The sequence below is a fragment of the Kosakonia sp. H7A genome, from assembly GCF_003028445.1.
GTDB classification, from domain to species: Bacteria; Pseudomonadota; Gammaproteobacteria; order Enterobacterales; family Enterobacteriaceae; genus Kosakonia; species Kosakonia radicincitans.
In genome coordinates, this window is sequence record NZ_PYTZ01000008.1 from 96,858 (window position 1) to 119,134 (window position 22,277).

A 22,277-nucleotide genomic window follows, 5' to 3' on the forward strand; every position below is an offset into this window, starting at 1 on the left:
CTCAGTCGAGATCTTCGCCGTTGCTGGCGATCACTTTTTTATACCACCAGAATGACTTTTTCCGGCTGCGCGCCAGCGTGCCGTTGCCTGCATCGTCACGATCGACATAGACAAAACCGTAGCGCTTGCTCATCTCGCCGGTGGAAGCTGCCACCAGATCGATACAGCCCCAGGTGGTGTAACCGATAACCGGGATGCCGTCTTCAATGGCATCGCCCATTGCGCGGATATGTTCGCGCAGATAGCTGATGCGGTAATCGTCGACGATTTCGCCGTCGGCATTAAACTCATCTTTCGCGCCGAGGCCGTTTTCCACCAGGAACAGCGGTTTCTGGTAACGGTCATACATCATGTTCATGGTGATGCGCAGACCCAGCGGATCGATGCCCCAACCCCATTCGCTCACTTCAATATGCGGGTTACGCAGGGATTTCACGATATTGGCGGCGCTGGTGTTGTTGGCATTCATATCGGCCGAGGCGCAGCGTGAGGCGTAGTAGCTGAAGGAGACGAAATCGACGGTATTCTTCAGGATTTCGTCATCGCCCGCTTCTTTGACAATGCTGACGCCTTTTTCGCGGAACACGCGTGCAGAGTAGGCCGGGTAGCTGCCGCGCGCCTGTACATCAATAAAGAACAGGTTTTCGCGATCTTTTTCCAGCGCGGTCCACACATCGGCCGGTTTGCAGGAGTAAGGGTAGAAATTACCGCCCGCCAGCATGCAGCCCACCTGGTTTTGCGGGTTCACTTCATGAGCAATTTTGGTCGCCAGCGCGCTGGCAATCAGCTCATGATGCGCGGCCTGGTACTTCACCTGATCCTGATTTTCACCCTCTTCGAATACCAGGCCCGCGCCGGAGAACGGGCTGTGCAGCATGATGTTGATCTCATTGAAGGTCAGCCAGTATTTCACCAGCCCGTCGAACGCCTCAAAGCAGGTGCGCGCGTAGCGGGTGAAAAATTCCACCATTTTACGGTTGCGCCAGGAGCCGTACTCAATCACCAGATGCATCGGCACATCAAAGTGGCAAAGCGTCACCAGTGGCTCGATATTGTACTTTTTGCACTCTTCAAACACCGCTCGATAGAAGGCGATGCCTTCTGGATTTGGTGTCAGCTCATCGCCTTTCGGGTATAAACGGCTCCACGCGATAGAGGTGCGAAATACCGTAAACCCCATCTCTGCCATCAGCGCGATATCTTCTTTATAACGATGGTAAAAATCGATCGCCTGATGGCTCGGATAATACTCATCGTCACGCAGCTGAAAGCGCTTTTCCTGGCCCAGTTTCACTGGCAGGCGGTTGACGCCGTGCGGGATCATATCGACGGTGGTCAGCCCCTTACCGCCCTCCAGATAACCCCCTTCCGACTGGTTGGCGGCAAGTGCGCCGCCCCATAAAAATCCTTGCGGAAATACTGACATGCGTAACCTCTTTTTTGTTAATCAGGCGCGTGCTTCTTTAACATTGACCGGCTGTGCTGCCTGCGGTTTGCTCGCGGTTTCCACCGGAATATCTTCAAAGCCCAGCAGTAACGTCAGCACAAACGACAGCACCACGGCCAGCGCCATCACACCAAACACCCAGACGATGGACATTGGGTTGGCCGGATCGAAGAACTGCACGCTGGTAAATAAGCCCGGCGCGGCCATCGAGTGGCTGGCCAGCCCGGCAATACCGGCAACCGCGCCGCAGATAAAGCCGCTAATCAGGCTGGCGATCAGCGGACGTTTCAGACGAACGGCCACACCGTAGAGCGCCGGTTCGGAAATCCCCGCCAGAATGGCGGAAGCCGCTGCCGCCATTGCTGTCTGGCGCAGTTCCGGGTTTTTCGTTTTCCACGCCACGGCGAGCGAAGAGCCGCCAAGCGACAGGTTCGCGCCAATTTCAGACGGCATGACCATGCCCTCTTTGCCAGTCTCGGCAATGGTCTGAATAATGGTCGGCGTAAAGACGCGGTGCATCCCGGTCATCACCAGCAGCGGCCACAGCGCGCCCATGATGGCGACGGAGAGCCAGCCGAGGTAACCGTGAATGGTATACACCAGCGCGGAGATGACACTACCGATCCAGATGCCCAGCGGGCCAATCAGCACAATCGCCAGCGGCGCGGCAATCAGCACAATCAGCATCGGTTTAAGGAAGTTTTTCGTTACCGCCGGAGTGATGCGATCGACCCAGCGCTCGATATACGACAGACACCAGGTCATCACCAGCGCCGGAATCACCGTGTAGGTGTATTTCACCGCCGTTACCGGCACCAGCGCGAACTCAACGTGCTCACCCTGCGCGGCTTTCGCCATCAATTCAATAAAGCTCGGATGCACCAGCACGCCCGCAATGGCAATCGCCAGCGACATATTGGTTTTGAATTTCACCGCCGCAGATGCGGCAACCATCAGCGGCAGGAAGAAGAAGGCGCCATCGCCGATCACCGTCAAAATGGTCAGCGTCGAGGAGCCTTTCGGCAGTGCGCCGGTCATCTCCAGCACCATGGCCAGCAGTTTCACCATCGAGCCGCCGATGATCGCCGGAATAAGCGGCGACATGGTACCGATCAGCGCATCGAGAATGCCCGCGCCAATGCGCTTCAGCGTCAGTTTTTGCGTGGAAGGTTCTTCAACTGGCTGCATATCTTGCGGCAGCAGGCTGACCACTTCGCGGAAGGCCTGGGAGACGGTATTGCCGATAATCACCTGGCACTGTTTGTCGTTACGCACCACGCCCATCACGCCGCTGATGCTTTTCAGCGTCGGACTGTCCACGCGCGTTTCATCTTTCACCACAAAGCGCAGGCGCGTCATGCAGTGCGTGACGGCCGCGATATTTTCCGCGCCGCCCAGCGCATCGACCACCGAGTGGGCCAGCGCCGCATAATTCTTTGCCATGGAGTTATTATCCTGTTTTATCAATAAGGTACTAGCTCACAGCCGCGCCTGGCGGCTGTGAAACATGAAATAGGTAACCGGTTCCACAAAATCATGAAGAGTTTATTTGTGGTTAACAAGGACTAAAAAGCGCCAATTTTTGAAATCGTGATAACGATCACTTATAAGATCGCGGGATGTGAAATCGTTGTGCGGCGTAAAGAGTTCCATTAAACGCAACGCCTGAAGTACACTTCGGCTCATAACATTTTCAGGGGGAAAAGATGGCGACAATGCTGGAGGTGGCGAAGCGGGCAGGCGTGTCGAAAGCGACGGTTTCCCGCGTTCTGACGGGCAAAGGATATGTCAGCGAAGAGACGAAAGACCGCGTATTTCAGGCCATTGCCGAAAGTGGCTATCGCCCGAATTTACTGGCCCGTAGCCTGGCGAGCAGTAAAACCCAGACGCTGGGGCTGGTGGTAACTAACACCCTCTACCACGGCGTTTATTTTAGTGAATTGCTGTTCCATGCTGCGCGAATGACCGAAGACAAAGGCCGTCAGTTACTGCTGGCCGACGGAAAACACAGCGCGGAAGAGGAGCGTCAGGCGATTCAATATCTGCTCGATTTACGCTGTGATGCGATCATTATTTATCCGCGTTTTTTGAGCGTCGATGAAATGGATAAAATTATCGACAGTCATTCGCAGCCAATAATGGTGCTTAACCGTCGTTTACGTAAAAACAGCAGCCACTGTGTTTATTCCGATCAAAAAGCCTCAAGCTTTAGCGCGGTGTCACAATTAATTTCTCATGGTCATCGTGATATTGCGTTTATTACCGGTTCACTCGATTCTCCGACCGGTATTGAACGTTTATCCGGGTATAAAGATGCGCTGGCGCAGCAGGGTATTGCGCTGCGTAATGAGTTGATTGTTGAAGGGAAATGGACGCCAGTTAGCGGCGCGCAGGGCGTACAGACACTCTTATCCCGGAACGTTGAATTTAGCGCACTGGTGGCAAGTAATGACGACATGGCGATTGGCGCAATTAAACAGTTACACGACAGCAAAATAACGGTGCCGCAGCAAGTTTCGGTGATTGGCTTCGATGATATTGCGATGGCGCCATTTACCGTTCCGGCACTTTCCAGCGTGAAAATACCGGTCACCGAAATGATCAAAGAGACGATCAACCGCTTAATCTTTATGCTCGATGGCGGCGACTTTACTTATCAGCAAACCTTTCCTGGCGAATTAATGTTACGTGACTCACTGATTTCCGGCCCGCACGCCTGACCTCGACATCTGTCATCGACAGAAGTGTCGATGACAGCCATCCTTACCGAATGCTTCTTTAAATTTCCTTAAATAACAGCAAATTAAAAACTGGCACGGTTTATGAATATTCCGGCGGGATAAAGCACATTGCCGGAGAAGATAATGAACCGATTTATCATGGCGGACGCTGCAAAATGCATTGGCTGCCGCACCTGCGAGGTCGCCTGTGTGGTGTCTCATCAGGAAAACCAGGACTGCGCGGCGCTCACGCCTGAGAGCTTTTTACCGCGTATCCATGTCGTCAAAGGCGTCAACGTCTCGACAGCGACACTCTGTCGTCAGTGCGAAGACGCGCCGTGTGCCAACGTCTGCCCGAACGGTGCCATTAGCCGTGACGAAGGGTTTGTGCATGTGATGCAGGAACGCTGCATTGGCTGCAAAACCTGCGTCGTGGCCTGCCCGTACGGTGCGATGGAAGTGGTTGTGCGTCCGGTTATTCGCCATAGCGGCGCAGGGCTGAATGTTCGCGCAGAAAAAGCCGAAGCCAACAAATGCGATTTGTGCCACCACAGTGAAAGCGGTCCCGCCTGTATGCAGGCGTGCCCGACGAAAGCGCTGGTCTGTGTCGATCGTAATTTACTGGAACAGATGAGCGCGGAGAAACGACGTCGCGCCGCGCTGGACAGCGCTGTTTCTCTGGTGTTCTAAACAATCTGACTTTCACTTTTAACAGGTCTGTTACTGATGAAAAAAATCACAAGTGTATGCCCATACTGCGGCGCGGGCTGCAAACTGAAACTGGTTGTCGACGACGGAAAAATCATCCGCGCAGAAGCGGCCGACGGCCACACCAATCAGAATGAACTCTGCCTGAAAGGCTACTACGGCTGGGATTTCCTCAACGACACCAAACTGCTGACACCGCGTCTTACGCAGCCGATGATCCGTTACGAAAAAGGCGGCAAATTGACCCCCGTCAGTTGGGATGAAGCGATCCGTTATACCGCAAAGCGCCTCAGTGAAATCAAAGCCAAATATGGCCCGCGCGCCATTATGACTACCGGTTCATCTCGCGGTACGGGCAATGAAACCAACTATGTGATGCAGAAATTCGCCCGTGGTGTGCTTAACACCAATAACGTCGACTGTTGCGCCCGCGTCTGCCACGGTCCATCGGTGGCCGGTTTGCAGGAAACCCTTGGCAACGGTGCGATGAGTAACTCTATCGGCGATATCGAAAACTCCAGTTGCCTGCTGGTATTTGGTTATAACTGCGCCGATTCGCACCCGATCGTCGCGCGCCGGGTGATCAAAGCCAAACAGAAAGGGGCCAAAATTATTGTTTGCGATCCGCGCCGCATTGAGACCGCGCGTATTGCCGATCAGCATCTGCAACTCAAAAACGGTTGCAATATGGCGCTGGTCAACGCTTTCGGCTATGTGCTGCTGGAAGAAGAGCTGTACGACAAAGATTATGTCGCCAGCTTTACCACCGGGCTGGATGACTATCGTGAAACGGTTAAAGACTATGCGCCGGAGGCGGTAGAGCATCTGACTGGCGTGCCGGCAAAACAGGTTCGCCAGGCAATGCGCACCTACGCGGCAGCGCCATCCGCCACCATTATGTGGGGCATGGGCGTGACGCAGTTCGGCCAGGCGGTGGATGTGGTGAAAGGGCTCTCCAGCCTGGCGCTGCTGACCGGGAATCTTGGGCGCGAAAATGTCGGCGTCGGCCCGGTGCGCGGCCAGAACAACGTGCAGGGCGCGTGCGATATGGGCGTGATCCCCAACCAGTTTCCAGGTTATCAGGATGTGGTGAACCCGGAGGTGCGGGCAAAATTTGCCAAAGCCTGGGGCATCGATCCGGCAGTGATGGATGACAAAGTCGGCGTCCGCATTACCGAAGTGCCGCATCTGGCGCTGGAAGGCAAGGTGAAAGCCTATTACATCATGGGTGAAGATCCGTTGCAGACCGAAGCGGATCTGGGGCTGGTGCGTAAAGGTTTCGAAGCGCTCGATTTTGTGGTGGTGCAGGATATCTTTATGACCAAAACCGCCGAACAAGCTGATGTGCTGCTGCCCGCCACTTCCTGGGGCGAACACGGCGGCGTCTTCACCTGCGCCGATCGTGGCTTCCAGCGTTTCGAAAAAGCCATCGAACCGAAGTATAACGTCAAACGTGACTGGGAGATCATCAGCCTGATCGCCACCGAGATGGGCTACCCGATGCACTATGACAATAACCAGCAGATCTGGGACGAACTGCGCGAGTTGTGCCCGCTGTTCTACGGCGTCACCTACGAGAAAATGGGCGACATGGGACACGTTCAGTGGCCGTGCCCGACCCTCGATCACCCTGGTACACCGTACCTGTATCAGAACAATAAGTTCGATACCCCGGACGGCAAAGGCCATCTTTTTGCCGCGCCGTGGCGTGCGCCCGCAGAGCGCCCGGATGCTGAATTCCCGCTGGTGCTTTGTACCGTGCGTGAAGTAGGCCACTACTCTTGCCGTTCTATGACAGGCAACTGTGCCGCGTTGCAAACCCTTGCCGACGAACCGGGCTTTGTGCAGATCAGCCCGGCCGACGCCGAAGCGCTGGGTGTGAAAGACCGGCAACTGGTGTGGGTGGAATCACGCCGTGGCAAAGTGATCACCCGCGCGGATGTCAACGAACGCATCAACAACGGTAGCGTTTATATGACGTACCAGTGGTGGATTGGCGCCTGTAACGAACTGACGCAGGATAATCTGGATCCGATTTCCAAAACGCCGGAAACCAAATACTGCGCCGTTCGGGTGAGTGCGATCAACGATCAGCGCTGGGCCGAGGAGTACACTCAGAGCACTTATCAACAGATGAAGAATCGCTTGCTCAACGCGGCGATGCAGTGATGCGATGATAACCAGCAACGGTGTTTGCTTACGCGTATACGGTAAAGTTCAGGGGGTGGGTTTTCGCCCCTTTGTCTGGCAACTGGCGCAGCAGCACCGTTGCAAAGGCGATGTCTGTAATGATGCACAGGGTGTCGAAGTTCGCCTGCTCGGCGATGCCGGTGATTTCGTCACCCTGTTGCAGCAACACTGCCCGCCATTGGCGCGCATCGATCGCGTCGTCAGTTCACCGTTCCACTGGCCATCGCCACCACAAGATTTCACCATCCGCCAGAGCGCGGGTGGCACGATGAATACGCAAATTGTTCCCGATGCGGCGACGTGTCCCGCCTGCCTCGCGGAGATGAACGATCCCCGCGAACGCCGCTACCGTTATCCGTTTATCAACTGCACCCATTGCGGGCCGCGCTTTACCATTATCAACGCCATGCCTTACGATCGGCCTTATACGGTGATGGCGGCGTTCCCGCTCTGCGCGGACTGCGAAGCGGAGTATCGCAGCCCCTTCGATCGTCGTTTTCACGCTCAGCCCGTCGCCTGCCCGCAGTGCGGCCCGCAGCTTGAGTGGCGCAGCGATGTCTGGCAAACCACTGGCGAAGCGGCATTGCAGGCCGCGATTTCACTCCTGAAAAGCGGAGGCGTGGTGGCTGTCAAAGGCGTGGGCGGTTTTCATCTCGCTTGCGATGCGCATAACCAGGCGGCGGTGCAGCATCTGCGCGCCTGTAAACGCCGCCCGGCAAAACCGCTGGCGGTGATGCTGCCGGATGCCGCAGGGTTACCTGCCGATGCGCAGCGTTTACTCGCCACGCCAGCCGCGCCGATTGTGCTGGTAGCGAAATCCACCGTTGACGGTTTATGCGACGCCGTGGCGCCGGGCCTGGATGAAGTGGGCGTTATGTTACCGTCCAATCCGTTGCAGCATCTGCTGGCGCAGGGTTTGCAGCGCCCGCTGGTGATGACCTCCGGCAACCTCAGCGGCAAACCGCCCGCCCTCACGAATGAACAGGCGCTGGTCGATCTGGCGGGAATTGCCGGTGGTTTTTTACTGCACAATCGCGACATTGTGCAACGCATGGATGATTCCGTGCTGCGGGCAAACGGCGAGATGCTGCGCCGCTCGCGCGGCTACGTGCCGGATGCGCTGAGCCTGCCGGAAGGGTTCAACGCCATACCGCCGCTGCTGTGTCTTGGCGCGGATATGAAAAACACCTTTTGCCTGCTGCGCGGTGAAGCGGCGGTGCCGGGTCAGCACTTTGGCGATCTCACCGATGAAGGTGTGGAAACGCAGTGGCGCAACGCGCTGCGCCTGATGCAGACGATTTACGACTTCACTCCGCAGCAACTGGTCATCGATGCGCATCCCGCTTATCGCACCAGCCAGTGGGCTCATTGCAGTGGATTGCCACTGCAAACGGTGCTGCATCACCATGCGCATGCCGCAGCGTGTCTCGGCGAGCACAACTGGCCGCTTGACGGCGGTGATGTGATTGCGCTGACCCTGGACGGGATTGGCATGGGGGAGGGCGGCGCACTGTGGGGCGGCGAATGTTTGCGCGTCAATTATCGCGAATGCGAGCACCTTGGCGGCTTACCGGCGGTGGCGTTACCGGGCGGCGATCTGGCCGCGCGGCAGCCGTGGCGCAACCTGCTGGCGCAGATGCTGGCGTTTGTGCCTGAGTGGCAACATTACCCGGAAACCGCGGTTCTCCGGCAGCAAAACTGGCCGTTGCTGGCACGCGCCATTGAGCGCGGCATCAACGCGCCGCTGGCCTCTTCCTGCGGACGTTTATTTGATGCGGTAGCTTGTGCGCTGGGCTGCGCGCCGCTGCAACTGAGTTATGAAGGCGAAGCCGCCTGCCAGCTTGAAGCGCTGGCGGCGTCCACTTCTGCGGTGGAGCACCCCGTCACGCTGCCGCTACGCGGAAACCAGCTTGATCTCGCCGCCTTCTGGCGGCAGTGGCTGGGCTGGCAGGCATCACCCGCACAGCGTGCATGGGCGTTTCACGACGCGCTGGCGCAGGGGCTGGCAAGCCTTGCCCGCGAACAGGCAGAGCGACGCGATATTCAGACACTGGTATTCAGCGGCGGTGTACTGCATAACCGCCTGCTGAAGGCGCGCCTGCAAGCCTGGCTTCCTGACTTTACCTTGCTGTTCCCGCACCAGCTCCCGGCCGGTGATGGCGGAATTGCCTTCGGCCAGGGGCTGGTTGCTGCTGCGCGGACTATAGCGCCAGCGCTTTAAGCAGGGCGAAAGCCTCTTTCATGCGTTCTTCGCTGACCACGAAAGCGCGCAGTTTTTCATCGGCATCAAGCCCTTTCGCTACCATACCCTGGGGGTGGGTTGTAATCTGCCAGTTCAGATCGCGGCGGGCGGTTTCTCCGGCCAGATGCAGCGGCATCAGCGGCGTTTTTACCTTCACCAGCATGGCAGGCAGCGCCAGTTGCGCGTTGTTGCCGAGCAGGTTTTTCGCAAGCGTAATGGCGCTGAGCTGGGCGGGTTGCAGGAAAGGCAGCACCCTGCCGTTGATCTCGGCGCAGTCGCCGAGTGCATAGATCTGTGGGTTGCTGGTTTGCAGCGCCTCATTAACCACGATGCCACGGCGGGTTTCCACCCCGGCGGCTTGTGCCAGCGACACTTCCGGCGACAGGCCCGTGGCGGCAATCACCACATCCGCCTCTACGCAGCGTTCGTCATCAAGCTGCGCACAAATGCCATTCGCGCTCGCCGTCAGGTGTTGCAAACGGGAGGAGAGCAGCAGGCGCACACCCAGCGACGTCAGGCTATGTTGCAGGCGGCTACTGACTTCCGGCGGCATCAGCGAAGGCAGAATACTGGCGGCGTTATCCAGCAGCGTGACGGTTTTCCCGGTACGGCGAAAATCCATTGCCAGCTCGCAGCCAATCAACCCGGCACCGACAATCAGCACGCTGGCGGCATCGCGCAGCCTGTTTTCACAGGCGCGATACTCTTGCAGGCTGTTGAGCGTCAGCATGTGCTCGCGCCCCGGCAGCGGCGGAACGAAGGCTTTTGCCCCCGTCGCCAGTACCAGTTTGTCGTACTGCCACTGTTTATCGACGCTTTTCACCACCTGCGCTTCAGCATCAATGGCGGTGATAACCGTGTGCGGGAACAGTCGCAGGTTAAATTGCTCGGCAAATTCTCCCGCCGGTTGGCGCAGCAAATCATCGGCACTTTGCGCTTCGCTGATGACATGGCTGAGATCCGGTTTGTTGTACTCATCGATGCTGTCGGCGGCAATCAGCGTCAGCGGTACGGCGCTGTCGAGTTTACGGATGTTTTTCACCAGCGACCGGGCGGCGAAGCCCGATCCGATAATCACAATGCCTGCGCTCATTTTGCCTCCGTTGCCAGTTCGTCAAACACCTCTTTGCCTAAAGAACATTCCGGGCAGAGGAAGTTATCCGGTACCTCGCTCCACGGCGTTCCTGGCGCAACATCCTGCATTGGCTCGCCTTTTGCTGGATCGTAGATCCACTGGCAGACGCTGCACTGCATGCGCGGGCCGAGTTCCGCAGCGGCTGCTGCGGCACAGGCACAGGCTTCCTGAGCTGCTGAGGAGGCCGGTTTTACCGCTTCCGGCAAAGGAGAGAGCGCCCACTGGCGGGCGATATCGCGCCCGTGCTGGCGGCACACTTCCAGCGCATCGATGTCCGGCCGCCATTTGGCTTTCAGGCTGACGGACATTTCAAACCCGGCATCCTGTAAGCGGGTGGAGAGACGATCTACCGCGCCGCCGCTCCAGCCGTGAGAGCCAAACGCGCTGGCGCGTTTGTTGCGAAAACGCAGGCCGGTGATCTCTTCGACCAGCCCGGCAATTTTCGGCATCATCACGTTATTCATGGTCGAGGTGCCAACCAGCACGCCTTTCGAGCGGAACACATTGGTGAGAATGTCGTTTTTATCGCTGCGGGCGACGTTAAAGATTTTCACCGCCACGCGTGGGTCAACTTCGTTAATGCCCTGCGCAATGGCGTCGGCCATCATGCGGGTGTTGTTGGACATGGTGTCGTAGAAAAGGGTGATGCGATCTTCCTGATAATCGGCCGCCCATTTCAGGTACAGTTCGACAATTTGCGTTGGGTTATCGCGCCACACCACGCCGTGCGAGGTGGCAATCATATCTACCGGCAGGTTAAAGCCGAGGATCTCGGTGATTTTCGGCGTCACCAGGCGGCTGAATGGCGTCAGGATATTCGCGTAGTAGCGCTGGCACTGTTCGAACAGCTCCGCCTGATCCACTTCATCGTTAAACAGGCGTTCGTCGCAGTAGTGCTGGCCGAAAGCGTCATTGCTGAACAGTACGGCATCGCCGGTCAGGTAGGTCATCATGCTGTCCGGCCAGTGCAGCATCGGCGTTTCAACGAAAATCAGCTGCTTGCCGTTGCCGATATCCAGCGTGTCGCCGGTTTTCACGACGTTAAAGTTCCACTCCGGGTGATGGTGATGGCCGGTGATCGAGTCGATCGCATTCGCCGTGCAGTAGATCGGCGTATGCGGGATGCGCGACATCAACTCGGTCAGCGCACCGGCGTGATCTTCTTCGGCATGGTTAATCACGATGTAGTCGATGCTTTGCAGATCGATCTCTGCGCTCAGGTTCTGTACAAACTCGCGGCTGAATTTGTGATCGACGGTATCGATCAGCACGTTTTTGCCTTCGCGGATCAAATAGCTGTTGTAGCTGCTGCCTTTCAGCGTTTTGTATTCAGTACCGTGAAAATCACGCACTTCCCAGTCACGTTGCCCAACCCAGTGAATGTTGTTTTTTACATGAATAGCCATATCAAATGTCCTGTACTTTTTTCAGTTCGATGTATGGCTAATATCAAAGGCTGTGCCAACTTTTTAATTAATTGATTTTTATCATTTTTAATGATTTTGCTGAAAAAATGGATGTCATTATGACTATGATATTTACAGTCAATATGACACCATGCATTGTCAAAAAGACATTGAGGTAAGCATGAGTTTTTCGCTGAATGTGCTGGCAGGAATCGCCATTGAATTGCAGAGCGGTATCGGCCATGCGGATCGTTTCCAGCGGCTGATCGCCACGCTGCGCCAGGTGCTGGCGTGCGATGCCTCTGCGCTGCTGCGTTATGAGGCGCGGCAGTTTATCCCGCTGGCTATCGACGGGCTGGCGCAGGACGTACTCGGCAGGCGTTTTACGCTGGAAGGGCACCCAAGGCTGGAAGCGATTGCCCGCGCCGGGGATGTGGTGCGTTTTCCGGCCGATAGTGATTTGCCCGATCCTTATGATGGGCTGATCCCCGGCCAGGAGAGCCTGAAAGTGCACGCCTGCGTCGGGCTGCCGCTGTTTGCCGGGCAGAACCTGATTGGCGCGCTGACGCTGGATGGTATGTCACCGGATCAGTTCGACACCTTCAGCGACGAAGAGCTGCGACTGATTGCAGCGCTGGCGGCAGGGGCGTTGAACAACGCGCTGCTGATTGAGCAACTGGAGAGCCAGAATATGCTGCCCGGCGCGCCCGCCGCGTTTGAGCCGGTGGCGCACAGCGAAATGATTGGTTTATCGCCCGGTATGGTGGCGCTGAAAAAAGAGATCGATATTGTCGCCGCGTCCGATCTTAACGTGCTGATCAGCGGCGAAACCGGCACCGGGAAAGAGCTGGTGGCTAAGGCGATTCATGAAGGTTCCGCGCGGGCAGCCAGCCCGCTGGTTTACCTCAACTGCGCAGCGCTGCCGGAAAGCGTGGCCGAGAGCGAACTGTTCGGCCACGTGAAAGGCGCCTTTACCGGAGCCATCAGCAATCGCAGCGGCAAGTTTGAGATGGCGGATAACGGCACGCTGTTTCTTGATGAGATCGGTGAATTGTCCCTCTCATTGCAGGCCAAGCTGCTGCGGGTCTTGCAGTATGGCGATCTGCAACGTGTCGGCGACGACCGCAGCCTGCGCGTGGATGTGCGCGTGCTGGCGGCGACGAACCGCGATCTGCGTGAAGAGGTGCTGGCTGGCCGTTTTCGCGCCGATCTCTATCATCGTCTTAGCGTGTTTCCGTTGTCGGTGCCGCCGCTGCGTGAACGGGGTGACGATGTGGTGCTGCTGGCAGGTTACTTCTGTGAGCAGTGCCGCCTGCGTCTGGGTCTTGGCCGGGTGGCACTCAGCCCTGGCGCACGAACGCATTTACTCAGCTACGGCTGGCCGGGCAATGTGCGCGAGCTGGAACATGCCATTCACCGCGCGGTGATTCTGGCGCGCGGGACGCGCAACAGCGACGATGTGGTGCTGGAGGCGCGACATTTTGCCCTCAGCGATGAACAGACGCCGGTGGTACAAACCGCTTCGGCGTTACCGGCGGGGCAGAATCTGCGCGATGCCACTGAGGATTTCCAGCGGGCGCTGATTGCCAGAACGCTTGAAGAGTGTGGGAGAAACTGGGCGGCCTGCGCCAGGGCGCTGGAAATGGACGTCGCCAACCTGCACCGGCTGGCGAAACGTCTGGGGCTGAAGCGTTAAAGAATACCGGCCTGATAGAAATCCTGCAGGTTGATGGCGCCCACCAGAATTCCCGCGTCATCCACCACCGGGGCGGCGGCGATTTTACGCTGCATCAGGCGCTCTTTGGCATCCACTGCGCGGCTGTTGGCGTCTAAGGTGATGCCGCCGTGCGTCATCGCTTCACTGACGGCGGTGGTTAACGCGCCGCCTGCCACCAGCCAGCGACGCAGATCGCCATCGGTAAAGACGCCTTTAACCTGGCGTTGTCCATCGCAAACGGCAACCAGGCCTAAACCGGTGCGGCTCAGTTCCAGCATCGCCTCCATCACGCTGGTCGTCAGTTGCACCTGCGGGATCTGCTCCTCTTTGCGCATCAGATGATGCACTTTATTCAGCAGCCGCGCGCCGAGCGCGCCTGCCGGATGCGAGCGGGCAAAATCCTCTTCGTCAAAGCCGCGCGCCTGCATCACCGACATCGCCAGCGCGTCACCCATCATCAGCGTCGTGACGGTACTGGAGGTCGGCGCCAGATGCATCGGGCAGGCTTCACGTTCAACGGAGATATCCAGCACTGCGTCAGCGGCCAGCGCCAACGGCGAGCGCGGTTTGCCGGTCATCGCCAGCAGGGCGACGGATTTCTCCGCCAGCCGCGGCAGGATCAGATCCAACTCCTTTGCCGAACCGGAGTAGGAGATAAACAGCATCACGTCGCGGCTTTCAATCATGCCCAGATCGCCATGCAGCGCTTCCGCCGGATGAACAAAAAAAGCCGGAGTGCCGGTGCTGGCAAAGGTGGCGGCGATTTTTTTGCCGATATGACCAGACTTGCCAATGCCGGAAACAATCACTTTACCTTCGCACTTCAGCACCGTTTCGGCGGCTCGCACGAAAGCCTCTCCGAGCCTCTCCGGCAGGCGGCTTGCTTCCTGAAGCTCCAGTAACAGGGTCTGACGCCCGGCATTAATTAACGACTCACTCATGATCTTCTCCGGCAATAATCACCTCGACACCTTTGGCTTCCAGCGCGGCGCGAACGTCTGACGGGATCCCGGCGTCGGTGATCAATTTATTGACGCTTTCCAGGCTGCACACCACGTTCGGGCTTTTGCGGCCAAACTTCGATGAGTCGGCCATCAGAATCACTTCCCGCGCGGCGTTGCACATCGCTTTGCTGACGGTGAACACTTCGTTGAAGGTGGTGACGCCCGCGTTCAGATCGATGCCGTCCGTGCCCATAAACAGCTTGTCGAAGCTAAAATGGTCAAAAGCGTTTTCCGCCAGTTGGCCGTGAAACGAGGCGGATTTTTTGCGGAAGGTGCCGCCGGGCATCAGGATGGTCTGCTCGTTATCCAGTTCCGATAACGCATTAACGATGTGCAGGCTGTTGGTCATCACCGTGATGTTATTGAAGTGGCTGAGCAGCGGCACCATCTGCAAAACGGTGCTGCCTGCATCAAGGATGATCGAGTCGCCGTCATGAATATAGGTGACCGCTTTTTCGGCAATCAGCCCCTTTTGTACGGTGTTGATCAGCGTTTTGTGATCGATAGGGGGATCGGCTTCGTCTTTATTGAGCACCACGCCGCCATAGGTGCGGATCACCGCGCCGGAATGCTCCAGCGCGACCAAATCCTTACGTATGGTCGTCCCTGTGGTGTCGAAGTATGCTGACAGCTCTTCAACAGAACACTTTCCCTGCTTTTGCAGATGCTCAAGAATAGCCGCCTGACGCTGACGTGGTTTCATAGGCGCTGATATCCTGCGTTACGTTGCGAAATGATAATTTCGCAAGCTAATAGCGTTCACAACGAAATTATCAATGTTTCATTTTAAGCGCTAATGATAGAGCATTCTGACAGGCCGGATCATGGGGAAAGATCACATCAGGCTCTAATTCCTCTCTTTTCACACCGATTAAATGGTTGATTTTTGCCGGGCGGGCGAAAACCGTAATGCCGCGCATCAGCAGCGTATCGCAAACGCAGTCCTGCTTATCAAAAGCGATGGCGAGAACGACGCGGGGTTTAAAGCGCCCGCCGGAGCGGCCAACGCCGACGCGTCCGCGCTGGCACAACGCGTCGAACGCCCGGTTGAACTGGCGGATTTGCCAGCCGCCAAGCGCCAACTGGCTGAGCCAGGCGATGGCGGCGACGGTAATCAGGGCTGAAACCATTCTGTCCTCCTTTATTGTTGCGTCAGGGTAACGCCTTATCCGGCCTGCGACGTTTCGCTTTCAGACAGTACGCACAGGCCTGTAAGCAAAGCGCCATCAGATGATGGCGCATGCACGGTCAGAACATCACCTGGCCGCCAGTCACGTTAATCGACTGCCCGGTGCAGTAAGAGGCTTTCGGGCTGGCGTAAAACATCAGCACATTCAGCACGTCCTGATAGTCGCAGCCGCGTTTCAGCGGCACTTTGTCGATGTAGTACTGCTCAACCTCGTCAGCCGCAATGCCCAGTTTGCTGGCGTATTGCGGGATAAGTGACTGGAACATCGGCGATTTCAACAGGTTGCCCAGCATCAGCGAATGTACCGTAATGCCATATTCCGCCAGATCCAGCGCCAGCGACTGGGTTAAGCCGACTCCGCCGAATTTTGCCGCGCTGTAGCCGGAATTGTGTTTGCTGCCCACTTTGCCGGATTTTGAGTTGATCTGGATAATGCGCCCCTGAATACCGTCGCGAATCATCAATTTGGCGAATTCGCGTGCGCAGAGGAAATAGCCAACCAGGTTGACCTGTAGCGAGCGGTCAAAATCCCCCAGCGCAAAATCGCTGATAAAAGCCGCCTTGGCGATGCCGGCGCTGTAGACCAGCAGATCTGCACGGCCAAAAATTTCGTCCACGCCGCGCGCCAGAGCCAGCACGCTGTGTTCGCTGGTGGCATCCGCGCCAAAACCGTAGGCCATCCCTTCGCCAAACTCGCTGTTGATCTCCCGGGCGACATTCGCCGCTTTATCACTCTGAATATCCACTACCGCCACGCGGTATCCTTCTGCGGCAAGCCCACGGCACAGGAACGCCCCGAGGGTTTGTCCTCCGCCAATGACTACGGCAACCTGTTTCATACTCTTCTCCTTACGACTTAAGCGACAAATTTCAAAATGCAGCCGGGGGCGATAGTGTCCGGCACCGGGCCTGCGACATGTACCGTTCCGGGGTATTCCGCCTGCGTTTGCCCATCAAAACGCAGGGTGATATGGCCAAGCTCACGTAAATTCTGTTCGGCGACATCGCCAACGGCGGTAACCGGGTAATGCTGTTCGCCAAGCTCGAATTGCGCGCCGGGTAGCAGTGCGCCGCTAAGCGAACCGTGGTTATGGATAAAACAGAACTCGGCAACATCGGCGGGCGCGCCTTCCCTGAAGGTAATCAGCATGTTGTCACTGAGCGCATCCGCTGCGCTGTCGCCAATGCGGGTAATGGTGGTTTGATAAATAACGCTCATGACAGCTCCTTACTGATAAATGAAACCGGAAACAAACCAGGCAATCAGCACCGTTGGCGCACCGGTCAAAAAGCGGCTGACCAGCACTGAGGGCACCCCGACGCGAACCGTGTCCTGGCGGGCTTCCGCCAGCGACAAACCGACAGGGATAAAGTCGCAAGCCGCCTGTGCGTTAATGGCAAACAGCGCGGGCAGGGCGAGATGCGGTGGGATATTCCCCTGGCCAATTTGCACGCCGATCAGCACGCCAATCACCTGCGCGATCACGGCACCAGGGCCGAGAAACGGCGACAGCAGCGGGAAAGAGCAGATCAGCGCCAGCGTCACCAGACCCAACGGATGGCTGGCCAGCGGCGCCAGACCGTGGGCGATCCAGTCGCCGAGACCGGAGGCGATAATGATGCCGATTAACGCCGAGACGAAGGCCATAAACGGCAGGATGGTCTTCAGCACCGTATCGATGGTGTCGCGCCCGGCCTGGAATAGCACCGCCACTGCCGAGCCCATGCCCATACCGACTTTTGCCAATAGCCCGTCGCTCTGCTCGGTGATTTTTTTACTGCTGTCGTACTCCCGCCGGGCGGCCGGTTTGGCCGTGGCCGCTTCGCCTTGCAGATGAATGTTTTCCTCTTTCACGCCAGAGACATAGATATCTTCGAGGATGTATTGCGCCAGCGGCCCGGATTTTCCCGTTGCGTGGATGTTCACCGTCGGGATGCGCCGTTTCGGGTAGATGCCACAGCGCAGCGTGCCGCCGCAGTCAATCACCGCCACGCCGATCTCTGTTTCCGGTGGTTCGCCCTCTTTAAAACCGTCCACCGCCTGCCAGCCGGTAAGTTGCGCCAGCTTGTCAACGATGGCCGGACGTGTTCCGGCAGTGATATAGACGATTTTCTTCTCAACGCTGGCGTCGATTTCCAGCGGGCCGCCCCAACCGCCAGCGCCTTTTTCAATCACAATGTGGGTCATGATGTTGCTCCGGCGAGTTGGACATCCTGTTCAAGTTGAATCCCCATTTTCTTCTCGAAAATGGCCGTTGTGAGATCGGTAATCCAGCCACGGAAGAAGTTAGTGACCAGGCCAACCAGCAGATAGCTCACTGCCAGCGGGCCTAACGGTAAACCGAGCGTGGTCAGGCCGTTGGCAATGCCGAGATAGACAAACAGTTCGCCGGGATTAATGTGCGGAAACAGGCCGTTCATTGAGTGGCAACTGTAAGACGCCGCAGCGTAATAACTGGGTTTGTAGCGCTCCGGCATAAAGCGCCCAAGGCTTAATGTCATCGGGTTGCAGAAGACAAAAGTGCCGACGCACGGCAGCAGTAAGTAACGGGTCAGCGGATTGCCCGCGCAGCGCTGCGCGAGCTTTTCAATTCGCTGCTGACCAATAAAGTTAATCAGCGCATTCATGATTACCAGCAGGCTTATCAGCAGCGGCAGAATACCGGTCACCATGCCGGTAAAAACTTCTCCGCCTTTCTGAAACAGCCCGATGAACCATTCGGCACCATGCGTGATGGTTTCCATTGTTCTCTCCTGTAGGGTTGTCGTTTTGTTGTTTAACCGTGCGCTATCATAATCATGATGAAAGGTTGAAATGTGTTATTTAGATCTCGTTATGAAAGAAAAAATGATCATTGTGAAAGATTATGCGAAGAGCGACGCTTTTAAATGAACACGCAATGAGAAGAGAAAAAGTGGGGTGCGATCGTGCGCGCAGGCCTGATGTTGCTTCCTTGTGGATAGCCAGATGCTTTACCATACTTGCTCCTGGCTGAATTCGTTTAAAATGGATGTCCCATGTTGAAGCGTTATTACGCAGCGTTGCTGCCTGCGTTTGTTGTGCTCTGCGCCTGTAGCAGTAAACCCCAGCTTGCCGAAACCCCTCAAACCGTATCACCTAAGCCTTCCGGCGGTTTTCTGCTGGAGCCGCAGCATTCGGTAGTGATGACCGGCGGCGACTTCGCCAATAATCCGGCCGCTGAACAATTCATCGATATGATGGTGAGTAAGCACGGTTTTGACCGCCAGCAACTGCACGAAATTCTGTCGCAGGCGAAACGTCTGGACTACGTGCTGCGCCTGATGGATAAACAGGCGCCGATATACACCGGGCCGACGGGGCCGAATGGCGCCTGGCTGCGCTATCGCAAACAGTTCATTACCCCGGATAACGTGCAAAACGGCGTGGCGTTCTGGAACCAGTACGAAGATGCGCTCAATCGCGCGTGGATGGTCTATGGCGTACCGCCGGAAATCATCGTCGGCATTATTGGCGTGGAAACGCGCTGGGGCCGGGTGATGGGCAAAACCCGTATTCTGGATGGTCTGGCGACGCTGGCCTTTGCTTATCCGCGCCGCGCGCAATACTTTGCCAGCGAACTGGAAACCTTCCTGCTGATGGCGCGCGATGAGAGTGATGATCCGCTCGATTTGAAAGGTTCTTTCGCCGGAGCAATGGGTTACGGCCAGTTTATGCCTTCCTCCTATAAAGAGTTTGCCGTTGATTTTAATGGTGATGGTCACATCAACCTGTGGGATCCGGTCGATGCCATCGGCAGCGTGGCGAACTACTTCAAACAGCACGGCTGGGTGAAAGGCGATCTGGTGGCTGTACCGGCCAACGGCCAGGCGCCGGGGCTGGATAATGGCTTTAAAACCAACTACAGCGTCGGACAACTGGCGGCGGCAGGTTTAACGCCGCAGCAGTCGCTGGGCAATCATCAACAGGCCAGCCTGCTGCGCCTGGATATTGGTACTGGTTATGAATACTGGTACGGGTTGCCGAACTTCTACACCATCACCCGCTATAACCACAGCACCCACTACGCGATGGCGGTCTGGCAGCTTGGCCAGGCTGTGGCGTTAGCGCGCGTGCGCTGATCCCTCCCCCTTCTGCGGGCTGTCTCTTATACACAAATCCCTGATGTGGTCGTCAGGGATTTTTTTGAACCTGACACGGGCAACGCCGGACATCCGCAAAAGAATTATCTGATTTAAAATTTTATCCTCCCCATATTTGCGAGCGCTATCACGTTAATTAGCGTGAAAAGTGTGATCTGCGCTGGAAATATCTCTTAGATTCCCCTTCTTGTCTTATTCTCTGTCCGGAAGGCAGGACACGATTTAGTATTGTCGTTATTTCAATGCCCTCTTATATTTATCATCACGGATTGCAAGTGGAGCTTATGTGTTGAGAGCTTCTTAATTATTTTTAATCTGCGTAAGGGTAAATAATGCAAATGATTACCTCGCGACAAAACAGATTATTGAAATTCCTTCTTCCACGAAGGGAATTTATTACCTTGTTAAAAATCGCTGAATACTTAAATGTTTCGGAAAAAACCATTCAACGCGATTTCCGAATGCTGGAGCCGTGGCTAGCAGAATGGAGTATTCGCATAAATAAACGTGCCGGTGCCGGGGTCATGTTAAGCGCAGATAATATAACGGACCTGTTGCATCTTGAGCAGCTACTTAGTGTGGAAGGTGACGATACCGATGGCATGATGAACAATTCCCGGCGAGTGAAAATAGCCTCACAATTATTAAGCGAAACGCCACATGAAACGTCCATCAGCAAATTGTCGGAACGCTATTTTATCAGCAATGCTTCAATCGTTAACGATCTGAAAGTGATTGAATCCTGGATTGCTCCGCTAGGATTGACGTTGATTCGTAGCCAGAGCGGAACGCATATCGAAGGCAGCGAAAGTAGTGTGCGTCAGGCGATGGCATCGCTGATTAATGGCATCATTAACCATAACGAACCGGGCAGCGTGATCTATTCCCGCCTCGACCCGGGAAGTTATAACGCGCTGGTCCATTATTTTGGCGAAGAAGACGTTTTATTCGTTCAGTCATTATTACAGGAGATGGAAAACGATCTCTGCTGGTCGCTGGGCGAGCCGTATTACGTCAATATTTTTACTCATATCCTGATCATGATGTACCGTATTACGCGCGGCAATGCGCTGCCGAAAAAGGACGATAACACCAGCGTCTTCGATGAAAACATCTTTTCTGTTGCCAGCCGCATGATTCAGCGTATCGAAACACGCATTGCCCATCCGCTGCCGGAAGACGAAGTTTGGTTTATTTATCAATATATTATCTCTTCCGGCGTGGTCATCGAAGAGCATAACGACGTCAGCGTGATTGGCCATATGCACTCCAGCGATGAGGCCCGGCTGATTACCTGCCGGCTTATCGCAACCTTCGCCGATATGGTCGACAGCGATTTTAGCCAGGACATCGCGCTGTACGACGGGCTACTGATTCACATTAAGCCATTGATCAACCGTCTCAATTACCAGATTTGCATTCGTAACCCGCTGCTGGACGATATCAAAGGCGAGTTACAGGACGTCTGGCGGCTGACCCAGTGTGCGGTGAACCGGGTGTTCAGTGGCTGGGGCGAGCAGGCTGTATCGGAAGATGAAGTCGGCTATTTAACCGTGCATTTCCAGGCGGCGATGGAGCGACAGATTGCCCGTAAGCGCGTACTGCTGGTCTGTTCGACGGGTGTCGGAACCTCGCATCTGCTGAAAAGCCGCATTCTGCGCGCCTTCCCGGACTGGACCATCGTTGGCGTGGTTTCTGCGGGGAGCTTGCCGTCGGTACTGACGGAAGATATTGAACTGGTTGTCTCGACGATCAATCTGCCGACCATTGCTCTGCCGGTGGTATACGTCACCGCTTTTTTTAATGACGCCGATATTAAGCGCGTGACGGAAACGATTATTACGGAAAAATTGCATCGTGCGACGTCTCTGGTCGTCGAACATTAATATCTGAATCCATGAGGTATGTTTAATGGACATAACAAAAATCCTGAATACAAATCGCGTTATTTTGAATATGAAAGCTACGAATAAAACGGAGGCGATTGAGGAATTAACCGATCTTTTACAAAAAGATGGCGCTATTAGTTGCCGGGAAACGTTTATTCAGGATGTCTGGCAACGTGAATCAGAAGGATCGACTGGCTTCGAAAATCATATCGCGATACCCCATGGTAAATCCTCGGCGGTAGTTAATACCACCCTGGCGATTGGACGCACACACCACGATATTCCCTGGGAAACACTGGATGGCAGTAACGTGCGCTGCATTATTTTATTTGCTGTACGGCTTGAAGATCAAAATACGACGCATATTCGCCTGCTTTCTCAGGTGGCAGGTGCACTGGCGGATGAAGAAATCATCGAGCAATTACTTGAAGAGAGCAGTCCACAAAAGATTATTGACTTGTTTAGTCAATATGCTGAATCCGATGTTTGCTAAATAAAAAGTGGGGTA

Annotated in this window: 19 protein-coding genes; 8 read left to right on the forward strand and 11 right to left on the reverse strand. The window is 55.8% G+C overall.

Features of this window, described 5'->3' with window-relative positions; translation table 11 throughout:
• Window position 1 precedes the first annotated feature (1 nt).
• Both CWM66_RS21970 and ascF read right to left on the reverse strand, forming a co-directional pair.
• Window positions 2-1,426, reverse strand: a complete 1,425-nt coding sequence (locus CWM66_RS21970) for a 6-phospho-beta-glucosidase (protein ID WP_007370529.1) — start codon at window positions 1,424-1,426, stop codon at window positions 2-4.
• Between the two features lie 21 nt (window positions 1,427-1,447).
• A complete protein-coding gene (ascF, locus tag CWM66_RS21975) occupies window positions 1,448-2,890 on the reverse strand; it encodes a PTS cellobiose/arbutin/salicin transporter subunit IIBC (RefSeq protein WP_107147300.1) in 1,443 nt (480 codons plus the stop codon).
• 263 nt (window positions 2,891-3,153) lie between these two features.
• On the opposite strand from ascF, the gene CWM66_RS21980 reads away from it, so the two are divergent.
• The 4 genes from CWM66_RS21980 (at window position 3,154) to hypF (ending at window position 9,286) form a co-directional block, all read left to right on the forward strand.
• Window positions 3,154-4,167 (forward strand): LacI family DNA-binding transcriptional regulator, encoded by a 1,014-nt coding sequence (locus CWM66_RS21980; protein ID WP_007370531.1) that lies wholly within the window; start codon window positions 3,154-3,156, stop codon window positions 4,165-4,167.
• Window positions 4,168-4,311: 144 nt separating this feature from the next.
• Entirely contained in the window at window positions 4,312-4,857 is a 546-nt protein-coding gene (gene hydN, locus CWM66_RS21985; RefSeq protein ID WP_007370532.1) for an electron transport protein HydN, read from the forward strand.
• Between the two features lie 36 nt (window positions 4,858-4,893).
• Window positions 4,894-7,044 (forward strand): formate dehydrogenase subunit alpha, encoded by a 2,151-nt coding sequence (fdhF, locus tag CWM66_RS21990; RefSeq protein ID WP_072439142.1) that lies wholly within the window; start codon window positions 4,894-4,896, stop codon window positions 7,042-7,044.
• Between the two features lie 4 nt (window positions 7,045-7,048).
• Window positions 7,049-9,286: a carbamoyltransferase HypF gene (hypF, locus tag CWM66_RS21995; RefSeq protein ID WP_107147301.1), complete on the forward strand. Its 2,238-nt coding sequence runs from the start codon at window positions 7,049-7,051 to the stop codon at window positions 9,284-9,286.
• Here the strand turns inward: hypF and norW are convergent.
• Complete coding sequence (norW, locus tag CWM66_RS22000; protein WP_107147302.1) at window positions 9,267-10,400, reverse strand: NADH:flavorubredoxin reductase NorW; 1,134 nt, start codon at window positions 10,398-10,400, stop codon at window positions 9,267-9,269. The two genes, hypF and norW, sit on opposite strands and share 20 nt — an antisense overlap.
• Complete coding sequence (norV, locus tag CWM66_RS22005) at window positions 10,397-11,848, reverse strand: anaerobic nitric oxide reductase flavorubredoxin (protein ID WP_107147303.1); 1,452 nt, start codon at window positions 11,846-11,848, stop codon at window positions 10,397-10,399. The genes norW and norV overlap by 4 nt, the downstream gene beginning before the upstream one ends.
• Before the next feature lie 181 nt (window positions 11,849-12,029).
• Here norV and norR point away from each other — a divergent pair, with 181 nt between their 5' ends.
• Window positions 12,030-13,544 carry a nitric oxide reductase transcriptional regulator NorR gene (gene norR / locus CWM66_RS22015; RefSeq protein WP_090398538.1) on the forward strand — a complete coding sequence of 505 codons (1,515 nt, stop codon included), beginning with the start codon at window positions 12,030-12,032 and terminating at the stop codon, window positions 13,542-13,544.
• Here the strand turns inward: norR and gutQ are convergent.
• The 7 genes from gutQ to CWM66_RS22050 all read right to left on the reverse strand — a co-directional run bounded on the left by gutQ (window position 13,541) and on the right by CWM66_RS22050 (window position 18,503).
• Entirely contained in the window at window positions 13,541-14,506 is a 966-nt protein-coding gene (gene gutQ, locus CWM66_RS22020) for an arabinose-5-phosphate isomerase GutQ (protein WP_007370538.1), read from the reverse strand. The genes norR and gutQ overlap by 4 nt on opposite strands.
• A complete protein-coding gene (locus CWM66_RS22025) occupies window positions 14,499-15,272 on the reverse strand; it encodes a DNA-binding transcriptional repressor (protein ID WP_007370539.1) in 774 nt (257 codons plus the stop codon). The genes gutQ and CWM66_RS22025 overlap by 8 nt, the downstream gene beginning before the upstream one ends.
• A gap of 70 nt (window positions 15,273-15,342) precedes the next feature.
• Window positions 15,343-15,699, reverse strand: a complete 357-nt coding sequence (gene gutM / locus CWM66_RS22030; protein ID WP_007370540.1) for a transcriptional regulator GutM — start codon at window positions 15,697-15,699, stop codon at window positions 15,343-15,345.
• Window positions 15,700-15,817: 118 nt separating this feature from the next.
• Complete coding sequence (srlD, locus tag CWM66_RS22035; RefSeq protein ID WP_043952496.1) at window positions 15,818-16,597, reverse strand: sorbitol-6-phosphate dehydrogenase; 780 nt, start codon at window positions 16,595-16,597, stop codon at window positions 15,818-15,820.
• Window positions 16,598-16,614: 17 nt separating this feature from the next.
• Window positions 16,615-16,977, reverse strand: coding sequence for a PTS glucitol/sorbitol transporter subunit IIA (gene srlB, locus CWM66_RS22040; protein ID WP_107147304.1), 363 nt, complete (start codon window positions 16,975-16,977; stop codon window positions 16,615-16,617).
• Window positions 16,978-16,986: 9 nt separating this feature from the next.
• The gene (locus tag CWM66_RS22045) at window positions 16,987-17,946 is read right to left on the reverse strand and encodes a PTS glucitol/sorbitol transporter subunit IIB (RefSeq protein ID WP_007370543.1); all 960 of its coding nucleotides are present in this window, start codon (window positions 17,944-17,946) and stop codon (window positions 16,987-16,989) included.
• A complete protein-coding gene (locus CWM66_RS22050; protein ID WP_007370544.1) occupies window positions 17,943-18,503 on the reverse strand; it encodes a PTS glucitol/sorbitol transporter subunit IIC in 561 nt (186 codons plus the stop codon). Before CWM66_RS22050 ends, CWM66_RS22045 begins: the two co-directional genes overlap by 4 nt.
• 273 nt (window positions 18,504-18,776) lie before the next feature.
• On the opposite strand from CWM66_RS22050, the gene mltB reads away from it, so the two are divergent.
• The 3 genes from mltB to CWM66_RS22065 all read left to right on the forward strand — a co-directional run bounded on the left by mltB (window position 18,777) and on the right by CWM66_RS22065 (window position 22,262).
• A complete protein-coding gene (gene mltB / locus CWM66_RS22055) occupies window positions 18,777-19,859 on the forward strand; it encodes a lytic murein transglycosylase B (protein ID WP_035890274.1) in 1,083 nt (360 codons plus the stop codon).
• A gap of 353 nt (window positions 19,860-20,212) precedes the next feature.
• Window positions 20,213-21,766 carry a transcription antiterminator gene (locus CWM66_RS22060; protein WP_107147305.1) on the forward strand — a complete coding sequence of 518 codons (1,554 nt, stop codon included), beginning with the start codon at window positions 20,213-20,215 and terminating at the stop codon, window positions 21,764-21,766.
• 25 nt (window positions 21,767-21,791) lie between these two features.
• Window positions 21,792-22,262, forward strand: coding sequence for a PTS sugar transporter subunit IIA (locus CWM66_RS22065; protein ID WP_035890276.1), 471 nt, complete (start codon window positions 21,792-21,794; stop codon window positions 22,260-22,262).
• The last annotated feature ends 15 nt before the right edge of the window (window positions 22,263-22,277 follow it).